This is a genomic window from Bradyrhizobium embrapense, from assembly GCF_001189235.2.
Taxonomy (GTDB): domain Bacteria; phylum Pseudomonadota; class Alphaproteobacteria; order Rhizobiales; family Xanthobacteraceae; genus Bradyrhizobium; species Bradyrhizobium embrapense.
In genome coordinates, this window is sequence record NZ_LFIP02000010.1 from 81047 (window position 1) to 99896 (window position 18850).

The following is an 18850-nucleotide window of genomic DNA, read 5'->3' on the forward strand; positions in this document are numbered from 1 at the left end:
AGATCCCGCACTGGAGAACAAATGGCTTCGAATACTGTGTCTTCCTATACCCCGACCCGCGACGACTTCGCGGCGATGCTTGATGAGTCCTTTGCCGGCGGCAATTTGCAGGAAAGCTCGGTCATCAAGGGCAAGGTGGTTGCAATTGAGAAGGACATGGCCGTCATCGACGTCGGCCTGAAGACCGAAGGCCGCGTCGCGCTGCGCGAATTCGCCGGCCCCGGCCGTGAAAGCGATCTGAAAGTCGGCGACGAAGTCGAGGTGTTCCTCGACCGGATCGAGAATGCGCTCGGCGAAGCCGTGCTGTCGCGCGACAAGGCACGCCGCGAGGAGAGCTGGGGCAAGCTCGAGAAGGCGTTCCAGAACAACGAAAAGGTCAACGGCGTCATCTTCAACCAGGTCAAGGGCGGCTTCACGGTCGACCTCGACGGTGCGGTGGCCTTCCTGCCGCGCTCGCAGGTCGACATTCGTCCGATCCGCGACGTTGCGCCGCTGATGAACAACTCGCAGCCGTTCCAGATCCTCAAGATGGACCGCCGCCGCGGCAACATCGTGGTGTCGCGCCGCACGGTTCTCGAAGAGACCCGCGCCGAGCAGCGCCAGGAGCTGGTGCAGAACCTCGAAGAGGGTCAGGTGATCGACGGCGTGGTCAAGAACATCACCGACTACGGTGCGTTCGTTGATCTCGGCGGCATCGACGGCCTGCTCCACGTGACCGATATCGCCTGGCGCCGCGTCAACCACCCGACCGAGGTGCTGACCATCGGCCAGACCGTGAAGGTCAAGATCATCAAGATCAACCACGAGACCCACCGCATCTCGCTGGGCATGAAGCAGCTGCTGGATGATCCGTGGCAGGGCATCGAAGCCAAGTACCCGTTGGGTGCCCGCTTCACCGGCCGCGTCACCAACATCACTGACTACGGCGCGTTCGTCGAGCTCGAGCCGGGCATCGAAGGCCTGATCCACGTCTCCGAGATGTCGTGGACCAAGAAAAACATGCACCCCGGCAAGATCGTTTCGACCTCGCAGGAAGTCGAAGTGCAGGTGCTCGAAGTGGATTCGGTCAAGCGCCGCATCTCGCTCGGTCTCAAGCAGACCATGCGCAATCCCTGGGAAGTCTTCGTCGAGAAGTTCCCCGTCGGTTCGGTGGTGGAGGGCGAGGTCAAGAACAAGACCGAGTTCGGTCTGTTCCTCGGCCTCGAGGGCGACGTCGACGGCATGGTCCACCTCTCCGACCTCGACTGGAAGCTTCCGGGCGAGCAGGTCATCGACAACTTCAAGAAGGGCGACATGGTCAAGGCCGTGGTGCTCGATGTCGATGTCGAGAAGGAGCGCATCTCGCTCGGCGTCAAGCAGCTCGAAGGCGACCCCTTCGCCGAGCCGGGCGACGTCAAGAAGGGCGCGGTCGTGACCTGCGAAGTGCTCGAAGTGAAGGAGAGCGGCATCGAGGTCCGGATTTCGGGCACCGAGTTCACCACCTTCATCAAGCGGTCCGAGCTGGCCCGCGATCGCAACGACCAGCGCGCCGAACGCTTTGCCGTCGGCGAGAAGGTCGATGCCCGCGTCATCCAGTTCGACAAGAAGGCCCGCAAGGTGCAGGTCTCGATCAAGGCGCTGGAAGTTGCCGAAGAGAAGGAAGCCATCGCGCAGTACGGCTCCTCCGATTCGGGAGCGACGCTCGGCGACATCCTCGGCACCGCGCTGAAGAACCGCGGTACCGACAAGTAAGCACCCGTCTCGTTGAGGCGAACATCGGGGCCCCGGCGAAAAGCCGGGGCCCTTTTGTTTTGGGAATGCCCGTAGCCCGGATGGAGCGCAGCGAAATCCGGGGTCTTGCATCCGCGGCTGAAGCGCTCCCGGATTGCGCTTCGCTTCATCCGGGCTACAGGTACCTCCAAAGACGGAGCCTTGTTTTCTTCATATTGCGTCGCAATTGATGTATTTGGCTAAGCTGATAGTGACGCTGCGACGGCAAAACGCGCGGATTGCGCGCTGACTGTTTCTGGAGAGATCGGATGTCGCTGGATTCTGACGTGATCGTCGACCGCCGCCGGATCAGGCGCAAGCTGACGTTCTGGCGCGTCGCCGCTGCGGTCATTGCGATCGCCGCCATCGTCGGCGTGGGTGTGATCGCCGCCGGCGGACGCGGCAGCTTCTCGACGTCGAACACGATCGCGCGGATCAATATCGACGGCCTGATCCGCAGCGACCAGGAGCGCGTCGAGGCGCTGGAGCGGCTCGGCAAGTCGAGCTATGCGGCGGTTGTCGTGCACATCAATTCGCCCGGCGGCACCACCGCGGGCTCCGAGCAACTCTACGACTCGCTGATGCAGTTGAAGGCGAAGAAGCCGCTCGTCGTCGTGGTCGAGGGCCTGGCGGCCTCGGGCGGTTACATCACGGCGATCGCCTCCGACCATATCGTCGCCCAGCAGACCTCGCTGGTCGGCTCGATCGGCGTGCTCTTCCAGTTTCCCAACGTGTCCGAGTTGCTCAAGACCGTCGGCGTGAAGATGGAGGAAATCAAATCCTCGCCGCTGAAGGCGGCGCCCAACGGCTTTGAGCCGACCAGCCCGGAGGCCCGCGCTGCGATCGACGGCCTGGTCAAGGATTCCTATGCATGGTTCCGTGGATTGGTGAAGGAGCGGCGCGGCATGGATGACGGTCTGCTGGAGAAGGTCGCGGATGGCCGCGTCTTCACCGGCCGGCAGGCGGTCGATCTCAAGCTGATCGATCAGCTCGGGGACGAAAAGACCGCGATCGCCTGGCTGGTCGCGGAGAAGAAGGTCAAAAGCGACCTGCCGGTGCGCAATTACAAGCTCAATCCGCGCTTCAGCGACCTGACCTTCCTGCGCACCGCAGCATCGATGACGCTCGATGCGTTTGGCCTTGGCGGCATCGCGCGACGGATCGAGCAGGGCGGTGTCGCTCAGGCGGTCGACCGGTTCGGACTCGACGGCATGCTGGCGCTGTGGACTCCCGGAGGAACCGATTAGAGCGTTTTCGAGCGAAGTGGGCGCCGGTTCGCGTGAAGAAAAGGCGTCAAAGCAAAAATCCCGAGCTGCGTTCCGATTCAATCGGAACGGGGCTCCATCGGGAGCGAAAGGCGTGTTGATCAGGGTATTCCCGCTCTGCGGGAATCGCCGCATGCCCCAATTGGGTTATTTGTCACGCGAATTCACGGCGTCCTAAATCGATTTAGCGTCTTGACAGTGCACGGCATTTTCACGGAAATGGGTTTCCGCAAGAGCCCGGATCCCACTTTCGATGATCAAATCCGAACTTGTTCAGCGCATCGCCGAGCACAACCCGCACCTCTATCAGCGGGATGTCGAGAACATTGTGAATGCGATTCTCGATGAAATCGTCGCGGCGCTGGCGCGTGGCGATCGCGTCGAGTTGCGCGGTTTTGGCGCTTTCTCGGTGAAGCATCGCCCGGCGCGTGCCGGCCGCAATCCGCGCACCGGCGAGCATGTGCCGGTCGATCAGAAGAGCGTGCCGTTCTTCAAGACCGGCAAGGAAATGCGCGAGCGTCTCAATCGCGACGAGACTGCGGCGGGCGGCTCCAAGGTCGACGCGCCCAAGGCCGATGCGTAACAAGGCTGGCGCTTAACGCGCGACGTCGAGCGTTGCCGTGCTGCGGGCGAGGTGCCCGCACCTTCTCCATCGTTGCGAGAGATGGTCATGCGAAAGTTCTTCACGGCAGTCTTCGTCGTTCCGCTCGGACTGATTTTCATCATCTTCGCCGTCGCCAATCGTCACTGGGTGACGGTGTCGTTCGATCCCTTCAACTCTGTGACGCCGACGGTTGCGGTCACGCTGCCGCTGTTCGTCGTCATCATCGCCTCTGCCATATTGGGTGTGATCGCGGGCGGCATCGGAACCTGGTTCAAGCAAGGGCGCTGGCGCCGTGCCGCCCGGCAGCACGAGGCGGACGCCCGCCACGTCCGCGCAGAGCTGGCTGACCTTCGGGCGGCGGCCCCCCGGGACGACGCGCAGCGCCGTTCGGCCCCGGCCCAGCTGGGCTTTTACGGGCCCAATGGGCGAGACAAGCAGGGCGCGACGTTGTAGAACCCGCCCCGTCGGATCGGTACAGCCCTGTTCCGGACGCCCGAAAACCCGTTTTGAGACCCGTTTCGAGACCATGCCCCTGCTCGTCAAAATCTGCGGCCTGTCCACGCGCGAGACGCTCGACGTCGCGCTTGAGGGCGGCGCCGACATGGTGGGGTTCGTGTTCTTCCCGCCGTCGCCGCGCCATATCAGCCTCCAGACCGCGCGCGAGCTGGGCGGCCGCGCCAAGGGCCGCGCCGTCAAGGTTGCGCTGACCGTCGATGCCGACGACGCGACGCTGGAAAACATCATCGAGACGCTGCGGCCGGACATTCTGCAATTGCACGGCAAGGAGACCACCTCGCGGCTGCGCGACATCAAGCAGAAGTTCGGCCTGCCGCTGATGAAGGCGCTGCCGGTCGAGACCGCAGCCGACCTCGCGCCGCTGCCGGGCTATGCCAGCGTCGCCGACCGTATCCTGTTCGATGCGCGCGCGCCGAAGGATGCGACGCGGCCGGGCGGTCTCGGCGCGCCCTTTGACTGGCACGTGCTGGAAAATCTCGATCTCGCGCTGCCCTATATGGTCTCCGGCGGGCTCAACGCCGATAACGTCGCCGAGGCTGTCCGCGTCACCCGCGCCGGCGGGGTTGACGTGTCGTCGGGCGTCGAGCGCACGCCGGGCGTCAAGGATCCCGAGCTGATCCGCGCCTTCATCCGCGCCGCACGCGCAACCCAAAGTACGACCCAAGAACTGATGGTTCGATGAATCCAAACCTGCCCAATTCCTTCCGCAGCGGCCCCGACGAGCGCGGGCATTTCGGCATTTTCGGCGGACGCTTCGTCGCGGAAACGCTGATGCCGCTGATCCTCGATCTCGAAAAGGCCTATGCCGACGCCAAGGCGGATCCGGCGTTCCAGGCCGAGATGAACGTCTACCTGAAGGACTATGTCGGCCGGCCCTCGCCGCTGTATTTCGCCGAGCGGCTCACCGAGCATCTCGGCGGCGCCAAGATCTATCTGAAGCGCGAGGAGCTCAACCACACCGGTTCGCACAAGGTCAACAACGTGCTCGGCCAGATCATGGTCGCGCGCCGGATGGGCAAGAAGCGCATCATCGCCGAGACCGGCGCCGGCCAGCACGGCGTGGCGACGGCGACGCTGTGCGCGCGCTTCGGGCTCGAATGCGTGGTCTATATGGGCGCGGTCGACGTCGAGCGGCAGCAGCCCAACGTGATCCGCATGGAGATGCTTGGCGCCAAGGTCGTCCCGGTGCAGTCGGGCGCGCGCACGCTGAAGGACGCGATGAACGACGCGCTGCGCGATTGGGTCACCAACGTGCACAACACCTTCTACTGCATCGGCACGGTGGCGGGTCCGCACCCCTATCCGATGATGGTGCGCGACTTCCAGTCGATCATCGGCCACGAGACGCGCACGCAGATGCAGGAGGCCGAGGGCCGCCTGCCGGACTCGCTGATCGCCTGCATCGGCGGCGGCTCCAATGCGATGGGCCTCTTCCATCCGTTCCTCGATGATCCCTCGGTCGAGATTTTCGGCGTCGAGGCGGCCGGTCACGGGCTGACGCAGTTGCATGCCGCTTCGCTCGCCGGCGGGCGGCCCGGCGTGCTGCACGGCAACCGCACCTATCTTTTGATGGACGTCGACGGCCAGATCGAGGAAGCGCATTCGATCTCGGCCGGCCTCGATTATCCCGGCATCGGCCCCGAGCATGCCTGGCTGCACGAGACCGGCCGCGTCAAATATCTCTCCGCCACCGACGAGGAAGCGCTGGCCGCATTCCAGCTGCTGTCGCGGCTGGAGGGCATCATCCCGGCGCTGGAATCCGCGCACGCGATCGCGAAACTGTCCGAGCTCGCGCCGCAGCGGCCGAAGGATCACCTGATGGTGGTCAACCTTTCGGGCCGCGGCGACAAGGACGTGCCGCAGGTCGGCGACATCTTGAAGGCGAGGCAGAAGTGACCGGCCCAGTGCGCTTCCTTCACCTCTCCCCGKMGGGGAGAGGTCGGCTGCGCAGCAGCCGGGTGTGGGGTCTCTCCGCTCATTCGAACCGAAGCGAAGTCTCGATCATCTCGAGCACGCCTTCGAGATTTTCATACACGTCAGTGTTAGAGACCCGGACAACAAGAAAGCCGCAGGCCTCAAGCACGCCCGTCCTCGCCTCATCGCGCTTCATCTCAGATGATGTTGAATGCGTCACGCCGTCGACCTCGACAATCAGCTTACCGTCGAGTGCGATGAAATCGACGATGTACCGGTCGACTGGGTGCTGGCGACGAAACTTCCACCGCACCAATCTTCGATTGCGCAGCGCCTGCCAAAGCTTGGCCTCGGCGCTTGTCTGTGATGCGCGGAGGTTTCGCGGTCTCGCCTTGAACCGCTCCATCCCCCTCACCCGGCTGCTGCGCAGCCGACCTCTCCCCGGAGGGGAGAGGTATAGCACAGCGATGGTAATAGCATGACCACCCGTATCGACGCACGTTTCGCCGAGCTGAAGCAGCAGGGCCGCTCCGCCTTCGTCACTTTCGTGATGGCCGGCGATCCCGACGCAAAAACCTCGCTCGACATCCTCAAGGCGCTGCCGAAGGCCGGCGCCGACGTCATCGAGATCGGCATGCCGTTCACCGATCCGATGGCCGATGGCCCGTCGATCCAGGCCGCCGGCCTGCGCGCGCTCAAGGGCGGCATGACCTTGCGCAAGACGCTGGCGATGGTTCGCGACTTCCGCAAGGAGGACAACGCGACGCCGATCGTGCTGATGGGCTACTACAATCCGATCTACATCTACGGCGTCGACAGCTTCCTGGCCGATGCCAAGACGGCCGGCGTCGATGGCTTGATCATCGTCGACCTGCCGCCGGAGGAAGACACCGAGCTCTGCATCCCCGCGATGAAGGCCGGACTGAACTTCATTCGCCTCGCGACGCCGACCACCGACGACAAGCGCCTGCCCGCGGTGCTCGCGAATACCTCGGGCTTTGTCTATTACGTCTCGATCACCGGCATCACCGGCGCTGCGACGGCCGATTCGAACGCGGTCGCGGAAGCGGTTGCCCGCATCAAGCGCCACACCAAGCTGCCGGTCTGTGTCGGCTTCGGCATCCGCACCCCGGAAACGGCACGTGCGATTGCCGAGAACGCCAATGGCGCCGTGGTCGGCACCGCGATCGTCGATGTGGTGAGGGCCAATCTCGATGCCGAGGGCCGCGCGACGCCGAAGACCGTGAGCGCGGTGGCGGACCTGGTGTCCGCGCTGGCGCAGGGGATCCGGGGCGCCAAGCAGGCCGCTGAATAAGCCACATTTTGCGGCAACAAGGCCGCAGACGGCGGCTTGCCGGGTTCGCCCGGCCCGCCATATATCCAGCTGGTGCGGGAGCGACCCGCATTTCGGAGCGAACCATGAACTGGCTCACCAACGTCGTCCGGCCGAAGATTCGCAACATCCTGCGGCGCGAGACGCCGGAAAACCTCTGGATCAAGTGCCCGGATTCCGGCCAGCTCGTGTTCTACAAGGACGTCGAGGCGAACCAGTTCGTGATCCCCGGCTCGAACTACCACATGCGCATGGGCGCGGTGGCGCGGCTGAAGTCGATCTTCGATAACGAGACCTGGTTCGACGTCGCGCTGCCCGAGGTCGTCGCCGACCCGCTCAAATTCCGCGACGAGCGCAAATATGTCGACAAGATCAGGGATGCGCGGAGCAAGACCGGCCTGAACGACGCGGTCAAGGTGGGTTACGGCAAGCTGGAAGGCACCGGCGTCGTGGTCGCGGTACAGGATTTCGATTTCATGGGCGGCTCGCTCGGCATGGCCGCAGGCGAGGCGATCGTGCGCGGGCTCGAACTCGCGGTCGAGAAGAAGTCGCCCTTCATCGTATTCGCCGCGTCCGGCGGCGCACGGATGCAGGAAGGCATACTCTCGCTGATGCAGATGCCGCGCACCACGGTCGGCGTGCAGATGCTGCGCGAGGCGCGGCAGCCCTATATCGTCGTACTGACCAATCCGACCACCGGCGGCGTCACCGCTTCCTATGCGATGCTCGGCGACGTCCAGATCGCCGAACCCGGTGCGCTGATCGGTTTTGCCGGCGCGCGGGTGATCGAGCAGACCATTCGCGAGAAGCTGCCGGAAGGTTTTCAGCGCGCCGAATATCTGCGCGAGCACGGCATGGTCGACATGGTCGTGCACCGCCATGACATGAAGGCCACGCTGGCGCGGTTGTGTCGCCTGCTCACCAAGGCGCCGGCGCTCGAAACCGCGTCCAAGCCCACGGTCGCCGTCACCGAGCCGGCCCAGATCGTCACGGCACCGGAGACGGTGCCGGCTGCGCCGCACGCGTGACCGCAAGCGCCGCCCCATCGCAACCCTCGTTCGAGGCGTTGATCGCGCGGATATCGGCGCTGCATCCGAAGCGCATCGATCTCAGCCTCGATCGCATGCGCGGCCTGATGGAGCGGCTCGATCATCCTGAGCGCAAGCTGCCGCCGGTGATCCATGTCGCCGGCACCAACGGCAAGGGCTCGACGATCGCCTATCTGCGCGCGATCCTCGAGGCCGCCGGCCTGCGCGTGCACGTCTTCACCTCGCCCTATCTGGTGCGGCTCAACGAATGCTACCGGCTGGGCGCCGCAGGCGGCGGCAAGCTCGTCGGTGACGACGAGCTGCGCACCACGTTCGAGCATTGCGAGCGCATCAACGCCGGCCATCCCATCACCATCTTCGAGATGGAGACGGCGGTCGCTTTCTGCCTGTTCGCGAAGCATCCGGCCGACGTCGCGTTGCTCGAGGTCGGCCTCGGCGGCCGCCTCGATTCCACCAACGTGGTCGAGACGCCGCTCGCTTCGGTGATTGCGCCGGTCAGTATGGATCACATGGAATTCCTTGGCGATACGCTGGCTCTGATCGCCGGCGAGAAGGCCGCGATCATCAAGCGCAAGGTGCCGGTGGTCTGCGCCGAGCAAGCGCCGGATGCGATGGCGGTGATCGAGGCGGAGGCGAACCGCATGCGCGCGCCGCTGCATGCGGCCGGCCAGCAATGGCATGTCGGCGTCGAGCGCGGCCGGCTGGTCTATCAGGACGAGCACGGCCTGATGGATCTTGCTGCGCCAAAACTGTTCGGCCGGCACCAGTTCGACAATGCGGGCCTTGCGATCGCGACCTTGCGTGCGATCGGCACCTTCAGGCTCAACATCGCGGCCTATGAGGCCGGCATCGTCAGCGCGGAATGGCCGGCGCGGATGCAGCGGCTGGTCGCAGGCAGCCTCGTCTGCCAGGGACCGCAGGGCTCCGAGGTCTGGCTCGACGGCGGCCACAATGCCGAGGGCGGCCGCGTCGCGGCGGCAGCGCTCGGCGATCTTGAGGAGCGCGTGTCGCGGCCGCTGGTCGTGATCGCTGGCATGATGGCCAACAAGGATGCCAACGCCTTCCTCGCCAATTTCGCCGGACTGACGCGTCATATCATCGCAGTCCCGGTGCCTGGCCGCGACAACGGCATGGCGCCGGACAAGCTCGCCGACGCCGCGCGTGCGCTCGGCATGCGGGTCGAGATCGCATCCGGTGTCGACGCCGCGCTGCAACGGCTCGCCACGCTGGCCTATGAGGTGCCGCCGCGCATCCTGATCACCGGCTCGCTTTACCTCGCCGGTCCCGTGCTTGCGGCCAACGGCACGCCTCCTGCATGATGTCGGCGTCGTAGCCCGGATGGAGCGCAGCGAAATCCGGGACGGCTCGATCCGCGGTAGCAGGACCCCGGATTGCGCTTCGCTCCATCCGGGCTACGGGAGGACAACACATCATGCGTTTTGCTGCGATCGCCGACATCCACGGCAACCATCTCGCTCTTGAAGCTGTCCTGTCGGACATTCGCGCGCAAGGGATTTCCGAGATCATCGATCTCGGCGACATGGTGAGCGGGCCACTCGACGCCCGTCCGACCATCGATATGCTGATGGCACTCGACGCGGTTCATCTGCTCGGCAATCACGACCGCTATCTGATCGACCGCCCGCACGAGAAGATGGGCTCATGGGAGCGGCTGACCTACACCCAGCTCGAGCCGCGACATCTCGACTGGTTGCGCACGCTGCCGGCGAACGCGGTCTATCGCGACGCGGTGTTCCTCTGTCACGCCACGCCGCAGGACGACGACACTTATTGGCTTGAGACCGTGCTGCCGGGCGGCGAAGTCCTGATGTCGTCGCTGGAATCGATCGAGGCGAGGGCGGCCGGCGTGACGCAATCGCTGATTCTCTGCGCACACACACATACCGCGCGCGCGGTGCGGCTTCGCGACGGGCGGCTGATCGTCAATCCCGGCAGCGTCGGCTCGCCCGGTTATCGCGCCGGCAAGCCGTATCCGCATGTCGTCGAAGCCGGTTCGCCCGCTGCGCGCTACGCCGTTCTCGAACAGGTCGACGGCAACTGGGACGTCACCTTCCGTCACATCCCGTACGACCACGCAGCGATGGCGGCGCTGGCGCGGCGCAATGGTCAGGCCGAACTCGCCTCGGCGCTGGCAACGGGGTGGATACGCTGACGGAGCTATGCCTTCAACAGCTTCATCGGATCGGCGGCCTTCTGCTTCAGCTGGTCGAGCGTACATTGTTTCGGCGCCTTGTCCGGCCGCCAGCGAAGGATCGAGGTGCCGTGGCGGAAACGATCGCCACTGAAATGGTCGTAGCAGACCTCGATCACGAGTTTGGGCCGCAGCGGGCACCATTGTGCCGAGCGCTCGGTCGACCACCGGCTCGGGCCGCCCGGCGCATTTCCGGTAAAGCCCGGCTTGGCGATCAACGGCTCGAGGCGATCCGTGAGCGCCGGCTTGTCCTGCTGCTTGATCGCCGAGGTGAAGCCCACATGGTGCAGCAGGCCGTCGTGATCGTAGAGGCCGAGCAGCAGTGAACCCACCACCTTGCGGCCGTCGATTTTGTTCGTGGCATAGCGAAAGCCGCCAACCACACAATCGGCGCTTCTGAATTTCTTGATCTTCTGCATGCCGTCGCGGTTGCCGGCCTGATAGGGCAGATCCAGGCGCTTGGCGATGACGCCGTCGAAGCCGCCGCCCGACCGCGCCAGCCACTTCTTCGCGAGCAGATAACTTGGCGTCGCCGGTGAGAGGCGAAAGCTGGAGTTCGATTTCAACTGCGACCGGGCGAACGTTTCGAGCTTCGGCCGCCGCTCGCTCAACGGTCGTCTCGATAGCTGCTTCGCGCTCGGGCAGGCCAACAGGTCGAACACCAGGAACAAGGCCGGGGTCTCCCGCGCGAGCCGCTTCACGCGGCTGACGGCAGGATGGATGCGCTGCAGGAGGTTATCAAAGGAAAACCTCCGGCCATGCGGCACCACGATCTCGCCGTCGAGTACGAAGCCCTTGGCCTTCACTTCTTGTGCTGCAACGACGAGCTCGGGAAAATAACGGCTGAGATCCTCGCCGGATTTCGAGCGCAGATCGACTTTGTTGCCGTCGCGTCTCAGCAGGCAGCGGAAGCCGTCCCATTTGGGCTCGTACTGCCATTGCTCGCCCCGGGGAATGTCAGCCACCGAACGCGCTTCCATTGCAGCAAGCCGAGCCGGTCCGGACGGGGGCTTATGACGCGAGGACGGCAAGCGCTGGGACCTTTCGAGGCAACACACGTCATGCCAACGCAAACGGCCGGCGAATCCGCCGGCCGTGCTCAAAATTATTTAATCAGGAGAACCGGATCAGACCGCAGCGGTGATCCACTGCTGCAGCTTGGCCTTCGGCGCGGCACCGACCTGACGGGAGGCCATTTCGCCGCCCTTGAAGATCATCAGGGTCGGGATCGACATCACGCCGTACTTCGACGCGGTCTTCGGGCTCTCGTCGACGTTGAGCTTCACGATCTTGACCTTGTCGCCCATCGCGCCGGAAATCTCATCGAGAGCGGGCGCGATCATGCGGCAGGGGCCGCACCATTCGGCCCAGAAGTCGACGACCACCGGCCCGGTCGCCTTGAGCACTTCGGCTTCGAAATCGGCGTCAGAAACCTTGCCAACGGCCATGTGAGTACCTCGTTCGGTTGGGATAAAGGGCGCGGTTGAGAATCGCGCCCGGGAGCATGGGGCAAACGTATGAATGCCCCCTTGCCGGGTCAAGCTCGCTCACGCCGACATGAACTTATGCCAGCCCGGCGTCCAGCGCGGAGGCGGAAATCTCCATCATTTCAGGGATTTCGGTCCAGAGCAGGGCGGCGTGGATGATCCTTTGGGGATAAAGTTTTGCCAGCACCGCACGGTACAGCGCGAGCTGCCGGATATAACCCTCGGCGGCGGTCTTTGGCGGCGCGTGGTTGGTCTTGAAATCGACGATCAGGACCTCGTTCGGCGTGACCACCAGGCGGTCGATCTGGCCCGAGACCAGCACCTTCGGCTGGCCCGGCCGCTCCAGCCGGCCCACGATCGAAACCTCGGCACGGCTGCCGGGGGCAAACACCGGCGCAAAGCGCAGATCGACCGTCAGGGCGACCACCTGCCGAGCCAGCGCAGCGCGCTCATCCTCGCTCCAGCCGTCGGCGTTACGCGCGAGATAACCGAGCGCCGCGCCGAGCCGTCGTTCCACCGCGACATCGGGCAGCGATTGCAGCAGGCGATGCACCAGCGTGCCGCGTTGCAGGGCGCGGGCGCGCAGCAGCACCGATTCGCCGGTTCGGATCGGATGGCTGTCGCCGTCAGCCGGATCGGACGGGCGCAGCACGCGCGCAGCGGATGCTTCAGGGGCTGCCGCAGCGCGCAGCCAGGACGGCAGCACGATCGGCGGCGCAGCTGCCGATGCAGAAGCGCCGGTGAGTTCGGCAATGTCGTCCGGCCGCGAATAGCGCATCACCTTGCCGGCCGGCGTCTGCTCTTCTTCGAGCTTAAGCCCGGAATTGGCGAGCCCCCTGGCGATCAGATCGTACCAGGAGGATTTCCGCACCGTGTTCATGTTGCCGGGCATGCAGCCGCCGACGATCAGCCGGTCGGCGGCGCGGGTCATCGCGACATAGAGCAGGCGGCGATATTCGTCCTCGGTGTCGCTGAGCATTGCCTTGCGCGCCTCGGCGACATTGGGGGGATCCTCGGCCTTCTTGCCGGCCCACACCACGACGCCGGGCGCGTTCGGCGCCGCGTTGCCCTGCGGCAGATGGATCAGCCGCAGCCGCTGCGTGTCCGACGGCGAGGTTGTGGTGTCGACCAGGAACACGACAGATGCTTCGAGGCCCTTAGCGCCGTGCACGGTCATGACGCGGACCTCGTCGCGCGAAATCTCCATGTCGCGCTTCACCTCGGTGTCGGCGGCGCGCAGCCAGGCGACGAGGCCCTGCAGCGAGGCCGGCGCCTTGCGCTCGTAGCTCAGAGCCAGTTCGAGAAACTCGTCGAGCGCGTCGTTGGCCTCGTGGCCGAGCCGGCGCAGGATGCGCGCGCGTCCGCCGTCCCCGCCAAGCAGCCAGGCGTAGAACGCGAACGGCGTCTCCTGGGTGAAACGGCGCTCGCATTGTTCCAGGCGGCGCAAGGCGGCCGAAAAGCGTTCATCGGTCGGCGCGTGCGCGGCCAGCGCCTCGCGCAGCGAGCCGCGGCGCTGATACGCCAGCTTGAACAGATCGTCGTCGTCGAGACCGAACAGCGGGCTCTTCAGCGCCACCGCAAGCGCGAGATCGTCCTGCGGCAGCAGCAGCGCGTCGGCGAGGTTCATCAGGTCGATGATCGCGATGTGCTCGGTCAGCTTCAGCCGGTCGGCGCCGGCGACCGGGATGCCGGCGTGCTTCAACGCCTGGATGACAGCGTCGAAGGCGTTGCCGCGCCGCCGCACCAGGATCAGCATGTCACCGTAACGCAACGGCCGCCGGCTGCCGGCGCTGCCGGTCATGGTGCCGCTGGTGACGAGGCGCTTGATCTCGGCCTGGATGCGCCGCGCGAGTTTCACTTCGGGGCTCGTCACCGCGACGCCGTCGAACGGCGCGCGCCAGCCCTCGATGTCCTGGCGGTCATCGGCGACGGCGAGATCCCACAGCTCGATCAGGCTGGGGCCGGCGTCAGCCATCGCATTATGGATCGGATAGCCGTTCTCGACCGCATGGATGCTGCGGAAGATCTCCTGCTCGCGGAACACATGGTCGACCGAATGCAGGATCACCGGTCCCGAGCGGAACGAATAGGTGAACGACACCGGATCGAATTTCAGCCCGGCGTCCTCGAACCGCCGCTTCAGCTCGCGCCGACGCAGGTCGAACTCACGGGGTGCTGCGCCCTGGAACGAGAAGATCGACTGCTTCTCGTCGCCGACCGCGAACACCGTGCGCACCAAGCCGTCGCGCGCACCGGCGCCGGAGGTGAATTCCGAGATGATGTGGGCGACGATATCCCATTGCCGCGGGCTGGTGTCCTGCGCCTCGTCGATCAGCACGTGGTCGACGCCGCGGTCGAGCTTGTAATGCACCCAGCCCGAGGAGACGCGGTCGAGCATCGCCAGCGTCTTGTCGATCAGGTCGTCATAGTCGAGCAGGCCGCGTTCCAGCTTCTCGCGCCGGTAGTGCGCAGCCGCCGCGGTCGCGATGTGGATCAGTGCTTCGCTGCGGTCGCGCGCGACTACCGCGCGGCGCCGCTCGATCAAGGGACCGAGACGATCGATCTCCGCCTCGAACCTGTGGCCTGCAACAGGGTTCTTCTTGATGAAATTGTTGGTGATGACGGAGGCGCGCGGCGCGCGGTCGTCGGTCAGGAAGACGCCGAGATACTCGTCGACCTGCGCCGCACCGGTGAAGGCCAGCGCGCTGCGCAGCCGTTCGGCCTGCTTCTGATCCGCCTTGCTGCTGGTGTCGAGCAGCGTCGCCATCTCCTTCCAGCTCGCGCGCGGCAGGTTCGGCCCGTCGACGATCTCGCGCTCGACATCCTCGATGCGATCATCGGAGGAGACGCCGAGCGCCGCCGACATCTGCGCGGCGGCGGCCGCGGCGCTGCCGGCGGCATCGGTCCAGGCCATGAAGTGGTCGCGGCTCAGGCAGGCCTCGCGCACCACCTCCTTGAAAGTGACGTCGGCGGCATTCGCCATCGCCGTCCGCAGCGCGCGGCCGATCGGACTGTCGGGAATCCGCGACGCTTCGAGGAACACGGCGAGATTGGCGCGCTCCATCATCTCGTTCTGGTCGCGATCGTCGAGCACGGCGAACCGCGCCGGCACGTTGGCCTCGAACGGAAACTGTTGCAGCAGGCGGGTGCACAGCGCGTGGATGGTCTGCACCTTCAACCCACCGGGCGTCTCCAGCGCGCAGGCAAACAGCTTTCGCGCCTCGCGCCGCAGCGTGGCGGAGGGATGCGCGATGCCGGCCTCGCGGATCGCGGCATCGAGCGCGGCGTCGTCGAGCGTCACCCAATGGCCGAGCGTCGTGAACACGCGTTCGGCCATGTTCGCGGCGGCGGCCTTCGTGAAGGTGATGCAGAGGATCTTCTCCGGCGGCACGCCGGACAGCAAAAGGCGGATCACCCGCTGCACCAGCACATGGGTCTTGCCGGAGCCGGCATTGGCCGACACGAAGGTCGATGCCTTCGGATCGGACGCGCGCGCCTGCGCGTCGCGCACCGCCGGCGGGATTGGGCGCGGTGCCTTTACCATTCCTCGATCCCCAGGCCGCCGGCGGCGGACCATTCCTTGATGCGCGCGAGGTCGTCATAGGCGCCGTAGCGGTTCGCCCACATCGAGAGGTTCAGCGAAGTGTAGGCCTGGCTCTCGTCGTCGAAGGCGCGGATCAGGGCTTCCAGCTTGCGCCGCGCGGCGTCGGCGGCTTCATCGGGCGGCTGCGGCGTGTCGCTGGTCTTGACCTTCAGCTCCAGCGAACGCTGCTCGCCCGGCGGGTTGTTGCCGCTCAGCCTGACATAGACGAGGTCGCCGACCGAGGAGCCGGCCGGAATATCGGCAAAGCCGCCCTCGCGCAGGATCGCGGCTTCCAGCGTCAGCTGCGGCGACAGCCCCATGCGCACCTGCTTGCCGGTCGGCGGCTGGCCGGTCTTGTAGTCGAGGATCGCAAAGCTGCCGTCGTCGCGCCGCTCGATGCGATCGGCGCGCGCGGAGAGCGTGAATGTCCTCGTAGCATCGAGCGGAATGCCGATCTCGCCGCGGATCTCGGCCCTGATTGCGTCGATGCTGCCGCGCCGCGCCTGTTCCCATTCGGCGAACCACGCCGCGATGCGCTGGAAGCGCGGCCACCACAGCGCACGCGCTTCGGGCCGCTCCATCAGCGGCGCGAAATGCCTGGCCCCGATCTCGCGCAGCGCGCGCATGGTGTCGGCGGGCAGCGCGTCCGCGTAAGTTTGCGTGAACTCGCCGAGCGCCTCGTGGATCGCCGAGCCGCGATCGGCGGCCGACAGCGGCATGTCGACCGGATCGAGCGGATCAAGCTTCAGGATGTAGCGCGCATAGATCGTATAGGGATCGCGCAGCCAGTCCTCGATCGCGGTGACCGACATTTTCAGCGGCCGTGCCTCGCGCGGCGGCCGCGGCTCCGGCTGGGCGATCGGCTTGATCGCGTCGGGCCGGTCGAGCTCGGCGGCATATTGCACGTAGGTTTCGCCGGCCGATGTCGCCGCCTTCCAGCGCGCTTCGCCCGCGACCGCCTCTAACCGGTGCAGGAAACGCGAGGCGACCGCCGGCGCGCCGCCGACCTTGGCGGCGTGGGTGAGGATCACCTCGTCATGGCCGAGCAGCTGCGCGAAGTCGTGCGCCGACAGGCCGATGCGCCGTTCGGGAAGATCGAGCCCGAGCTCGTGCCGCATCGGCCGGCTCAGCCACGGATCGACCCGCGGCGCCGGTGGCCAGACGCCCTCGACCAGGCCGCCGAGGATGACGCGATCGGACTCGGTCAGGCGCGCCTCGAGCTGGCCGAAGATGTTGAGCTGCGCGCGCGCCGAGTCCGGGCGCCGCACCATGCGGTCGGCGAACGCGGTCTGGAACACCTCGGGGTAATCGGCGAGCGGCGTCGCCAGCCCGCTCGACTGCTGCTTGGCGAGCAACTCGTCGAAGGCGGACGCGAGCGATCCCCCGGCGCGCTCCTCGAACACGATGGCGACGCCGTTCCGATCGGCCGACAGCGCGATCAGCACCTCGCGATGACGCGCGGCCAGCTCGGCGAAGTCGTAGGGCTTTGACGACGCCATGCCTTCGAGCGGCGCCAGCGCCGCCTGCAGTTTGGCGATCAGGCCCTCGGCCTGGTTGAGCTCGTTGTCGCGCAGCCGGGCGCGCGGCTCCATGGCATGCAGCGACGAGGTCTCGCCGCCATGCAGCTTGACGAGCTCGGCGCGGAAGCGGGCGAAGTCGCGCGCGAGGCCGGCGGTTCCCGCCTGCGGCCGGGTGCCGCGGAGCAGCGCGAGCTCCAGCACCTCGGTTGCGCGCTTCAGCGCGCCATGGGCGCCGCCGAGCCGGAACAGCGGATGCTTGAGCAGCGCGAGCAAGGTCGGCGGCTCCAGCCCCTTGGCCGCGGCCTCCGCGGTGAGGCGGGCGAATACGCCGGCCGGCGTTTCCATCAGCGCATCGCCGCCGGAATCGTCGAACTCCAGATTCCAGCGGGTCAGCGAGGCCATCACGCGCCGCGCCAACGCGCGATCCGGCGTCACCAGCGCGGCCGACTTGCCGAGATGCCGCGCCTCGCGCATCGCGACCGCAATCGCCAGCGCCTCCATTTCCGGATTGGGCGCCTGGACCACGGCGAGGTTGGTCATCCCGGCGGAAATCCGCGCCACGATCTCGGGCCGCTCCAGCCGGTCGTGCCACTGCGCGGTCGCGGTCGAGGGGCGCATCGTCTCCGACGCCAGCACCTCGCGCCCCTGCGGCGCGGGCTCGGCAAGGCTCTCGACATCGCGGCGCTTGATGCCGAAGCGATCGAGCAGCGCGTGCATCGCGAATTGCGGATGGTTCGACGAGGGCGGCGTTTTGAACATGCCGTCGTCGCCGCGCTCGCCGCCGATCGTGTCCCAGGACTCCTCGTCGAGATCGGTGTCGAGCCCCGGCAGCACCACGGCGCCGTTCGGAAGCTTCGCCACCGCATGCAGGAATTTCGCCGTGGCCGGCATCGAGCCGGTCGAGCCGGCGGCGATCACCGGACCGACATGATGCGTGGTCAGCCGCGCCGCCTCCGCCTCGATCAGCAGGTCGCGGCGTGCCGCGGGCTCGATCCGGCCGATCTCCTTGAGGTAGTTCGGCCAGGCATCGCGCGCGATGCGCAGGAAGTCGAGCGAGTGCTGCCAGTATTTGTCGAGCTGGTCAGGCACCAGGCGGTCGAGCGCGCGCCAGTCGACGCCGCGCGTCACCATGTCGTCCATCAGCCGCGCGAGATCACCGGCGAGCTGCAAGGTCGAGGCAGGGCCGCCGACCACCAGCGGTGCCGACACCGGCGTCTTCGCCCACGCCGCGACCAGATGCGCCAGGGTCAGCCGGCGCTCGAGCTCGCCGAGCCTTGGCGGGATCTCCAGCGGCGCGGCGCCGCCGAAATCGTCGCCCTGGCCGGCGAAGGCGAGCTCGTCCTCGTCGATCTCACCGAGCGCGACGATGCGCGGCAGCACCGCGGCATCGGAATCGAGCACGTCGAGGAAGATTTCGCGCGCCAGCCGTCCGGCGCGGCGGGTCGGCAGATAGAGCGTGGCGGTGGCGAGCTTTGCCGGATCGCTCTGCGCCTCGAATCCCGGTACCAGCCGGCCATCCACCAGCGCCGAGATCACGGTGCGCAGGAACGGCGCAGAGACGGGAACGCTGAAAACGCGCATGGGCTGCCTTGTTCGAATCAGGCGCCAATATAGGGAG

The 18850-nt window shown here is 66.2% G+C and carries 15 protein-coding genes; 10 read left to right on the forward strand and 5 right to left on the reverse strand.

Annotated features, from left to right (window positions below):
- The first annotated feature begins 21 nt into the window (after positions 1 to 21).
- The 6 genes from rpsA (at position 22) to trpB (ending at position 6030) form a co-directional block, all read left to right on the forward strand.
- The gene (rpsA, locus tag AKN83_RS31725) at positions 22 to 1731 is read left to right on the forward strand and encodes a 30S ribosomal protein S1 (RefSeq protein ID WP_050404279.1); all 1710 of its coding nucleotides are present in this window, start codon (positions 22 to 24) and stop codon (positions 1729 to 1731) included.
- A gap of 287 nt (positions 1732 to 2018) precedes the next feature.
- Positions 2019 to 2996 (forward strand): signal peptide peptidase SppA, encoded by a 978-nt coding sequence (gene sppA, locus AKN83_RS31730; protein WP_050404278.1) that lies wholly within the window; start codon positions 2019 to 2021, stop codon positions 2994 to 2996.
- Between the two features lie 271 nt (positions 2997 to 3267).
- Positions 3268 to 3597, forward strand: a complete 330-nt coding sequence (locus AKN83_RS31735) for an integration host factor subunit beta (RefSeq protein WP_050404277.1) — start codon at positions 3268 to 3270, stop codon at positions 3595 to 3597.
- A gap of 87 nt (positions 3598 to 3684) precedes the next feature.
- Complete coding sequence (locus AKN83_RS31740) at positions 3685 to 4071, forward strand: LapA family protein (protein WP_050404341.1); 387 nt, start codon at positions 3685 to 3687, stop codon at positions 4069 to 4071.
- Positions 4072 to 4144: 73 nt separating this feature from the next.
- Entirely contained in the window at positions 4145 to 4816 is a 672-nt protein-coding gene (locus AKN83_RS31745) for a phosphoribosylanthranilate isomerase (protein WP_050404276.1), read from the forward strand.
- Positions 4813 to 6030: a tryptophan synthase subunit beta gene (trpB, locus tag AKN83_RS31750; RefSeq protein WP_050404275.1), complete on the forward strand. Its 1218-nt coding sequence runs from the start codon at positions 4813 to 4815 to the stop codon at positions 6028 to 6030. Before AKN83_RS31745 ends, trpB begins: the two co-directional genes overlap by 4 nt.
- A 79-nt stretch (positions 6031 to 6109) precedes the next feature.
- Here trpB and AKN83_RS31755 read toward each other — a convergent pair whose 3' ends face one another.
- A complete protein-coding gene (locus AKN83_RS31755; RefSeq protein ID WP_050404274.1) occupies positions 6110 to 6454 on the reverse strand; it encodes an endonuclease domain-containing protein in 345 nt (114 codons plus the stop codon).
- A 72-nt stretch (positions 6455 to 6526) separates the two neighbouring features.
- Between AKN83_RS31755 and trpA the strand changes: the two genes are divergently transcribed.
- The 4 genes from trpA to AKN83_RS31775 all read left to right on the forward strand — a co-directional run bounded on the left by trpA (position 6527) and on the right by AKN83_RS31775 (position 10603).
- Positions 6527 to 7363 carry a tryptophan synthase subunit alpha gene (trpA, locus tag AKN83_RS31760; protein WP_050404273.1) on the forward strand — a complete coding sequence of 279 codons (837 nt, stop codon included), beginning with the start codon at positions 6527 to 6529 and terminating at the stop codon, positions 7361 to 7363.
- Positions 7364 to 7467: 104 nt separating this feature from the next.
- Positions 7468 to 8409, forward strand: coding sequence for an acetyl-CoA carboxylase, carboxyltransferase subunit beta (accD, locus tag AKN83_RS31765; protein ID WP_050404272.1), 942 nt, complete (start codon positions 7468 to 7470; stop codon positions 8407 to 8409).
- 95 nt (positions 8410 to 8504) lie between these two features.
- A complete protein-coding gene (locus AKN83_RS31770; protein ID WP_430641590.1) occupies positions 8505 to 9749 on the forward strand; it encodes a bifunctional folylpolyglutamate synthase/dihydrofolate synthase in 1245 nt (414 codons plus the stop codon).
- A 113-nt stretch (positions 9750 to 9862) separates the two neighbouring features.
- Complete coding sequence (locus AKN83_RS31775) at positions 9863 to 10603, forward strand: metallophosphoesterase family protein (RefSeq protein WP_050404270.1); 741 nt, start codon at positions 9863 to 9865, stop codon at positions 10601 to 10603.
- Between the two features lie 5 nt (positions 10604 to 10608).
- On the opposite strand, the gene AKN83_RS31780 is transcribed toward AKN83_RS31775, so the two are convergent.
- The 4 genes from AKN83_RS31780 to addB all read right to left on the reverse strand — a co-directional run bounded on the left by AKN83_RS31780 (position 10609) and on the right by addB (position 18813).
- Positions 10609 to 11622: an ATP-dependent DNA ligase gene (locus AKN83_RS31780; RefSeq protein ID WP_050404269.1), complete on the reverse strand. Its 1014-nt coding sequence runs from the start codon at positions 11620 to 11622 to the stop codon at positions 10609 to 10611.
- Positions 11623 to 11769: 147 nt separating this feature from the next.
- Positions 11770 to 12090, reverse strand: a complete 321-nt coding sequence (gene trxA / locus AKN83_RS31785) for a thioredoxin (protein WP_016847387.1) — start codon at positions 12088 to 12090, stop codon at positions 11770 to 11772.
- Between the two features lie 115 nt (positions 12091 to 12205).
- Positions 12206 to 15673: a double-strand break repair helicase AddA gene (gene addA / locus AKN83_RS31790; RefSeq protein WP_063695626.1), complete on the reverse strand. Its 3468-nt coding sequence runs from the start codon at positions 15671 to 15673 to the stop codon at positions 12206 to 12208.
- Positions 15667 to 18813: a double-strand break repair protein AddB gene (addB, locus tag AKN83_RS31795; RefSeq protein WP_050402157.1), complete on the reverse strand. Its 3147-nt coding sequence runs from the start codon at positions 18811 to 18813 to the stop codon at positions 15667 to 15669. Before addB ends, addA begins: the two co-directional genes overlap by 7 nt.
- Positions 18814 to 18850 lie beyond the last annotated feature (37 nt).

Excerpts from the sequence above, each read along its gene's own strand:
- rpsA (WP_050404279.1), top strand. The coding sequence starts at position 22 with ATGGCTTCGAATACTGTGTCTTCCTATACCCCGACCCGCGACGACTTC.
- sppA (WP_050404278.1), top strand. The coding sequence starts at position 2,019 with ATGTCGCTGGATTCTGACGTGATCGTCGACCGCCGCCGGATCAGGCGC.
- AKN83_RS31735 (WP_050404277.1), top strand. The coding sequence starts at position 3,268 with ATGATCAAATCCGAACTTGTTCAGCGCATCGCCGAGCACAACCCGCAC.
- AKN83_RS31740 (WP_050404341.1), top strand. The coding sequence starts at position 3,685 with ATGCGAAAGTTCTTCACGGCAGTCTTCGTCGTTCCGCTCGGACTGATT.
- AKN83_RS31745 (WP_050404276.1), top strand. The coding sequence starts at position 4,145 with ATGCCCCTGCTCGTCAAAATCTGCGGCCTGTCCACGCGCGAGACGCTC.
- trpB (WP_050404275.1), top strand. The coding sequence starts at position 4,813 with ATGAATCCAAACCTGCCCAATTCCTTCCGCAGCGGCCCCGACGAGCGC.
- AKN83_RS31755 (WP_050404274.1), bottom strand. The coding sequence starts at position 6,454 with ATGGAGCGGTTCAAGGCGAGACCGCGAAACCTCCGCGCATCACAGACA.
- trpA (WP_050404273.1), top strand. The coding sequence starts at position 6,527 with ATGACCACCCGTATCGACGCACGTTTCGCCGAGCTGAAGCAGCAGGGC.
- accD (WP_050404272.1), top strand. The coding sequence starts at position 7,468 with ATGAACTGGCTCACCAACGTCGTCCGGCCGAAGATTCGCAACATCCTG.
- AKN83_RS31770 (WP_430641590.1), top strand. The coding sequence starts at position 8,505 with ATGCGCGGCCTGATGGAGCGGCTCGATCATCCTGAGCGCAAGCTGCCG.
- AKN83_RS31775 (WP_050404270.1), top strand. The coding sequence starts at position 9,863 with ATGCGTTTTGCTGCGATCGCCGACATCCACGGCAACCATCTCGCTCTT.
- AKN83_RS31780 (WP_050404269.1), bottom strand. The coding sequence starts at position 11,622 with ATGGAAGCGCGTTCGGTGGCTGACATTCCCCGGGGCGAGCAATGGCAG.
- trxA (WP_016847387.1), bottom strand. The coding sequence starts at position 12,090 with ATGGCCGTTGGCAAGGTTTCTGACGCCGATTTCGAAGCCGAAGTGCTC.
- addA (WP_063695626.1), bottom strand. The coding sequence starts at position 15,673 with ATGGTAAAGGCACCGCGCCCAATCCCGCCGGCGGTGCGCGACGCGCAG.
- addB (WP_050402157.1), bottom strand. The coding sequence starts at position 18,813 with ATGCGCGTTTTCAGCGTTCCCGTCTCTGCGCCGTTCCTGCGCACCGTG.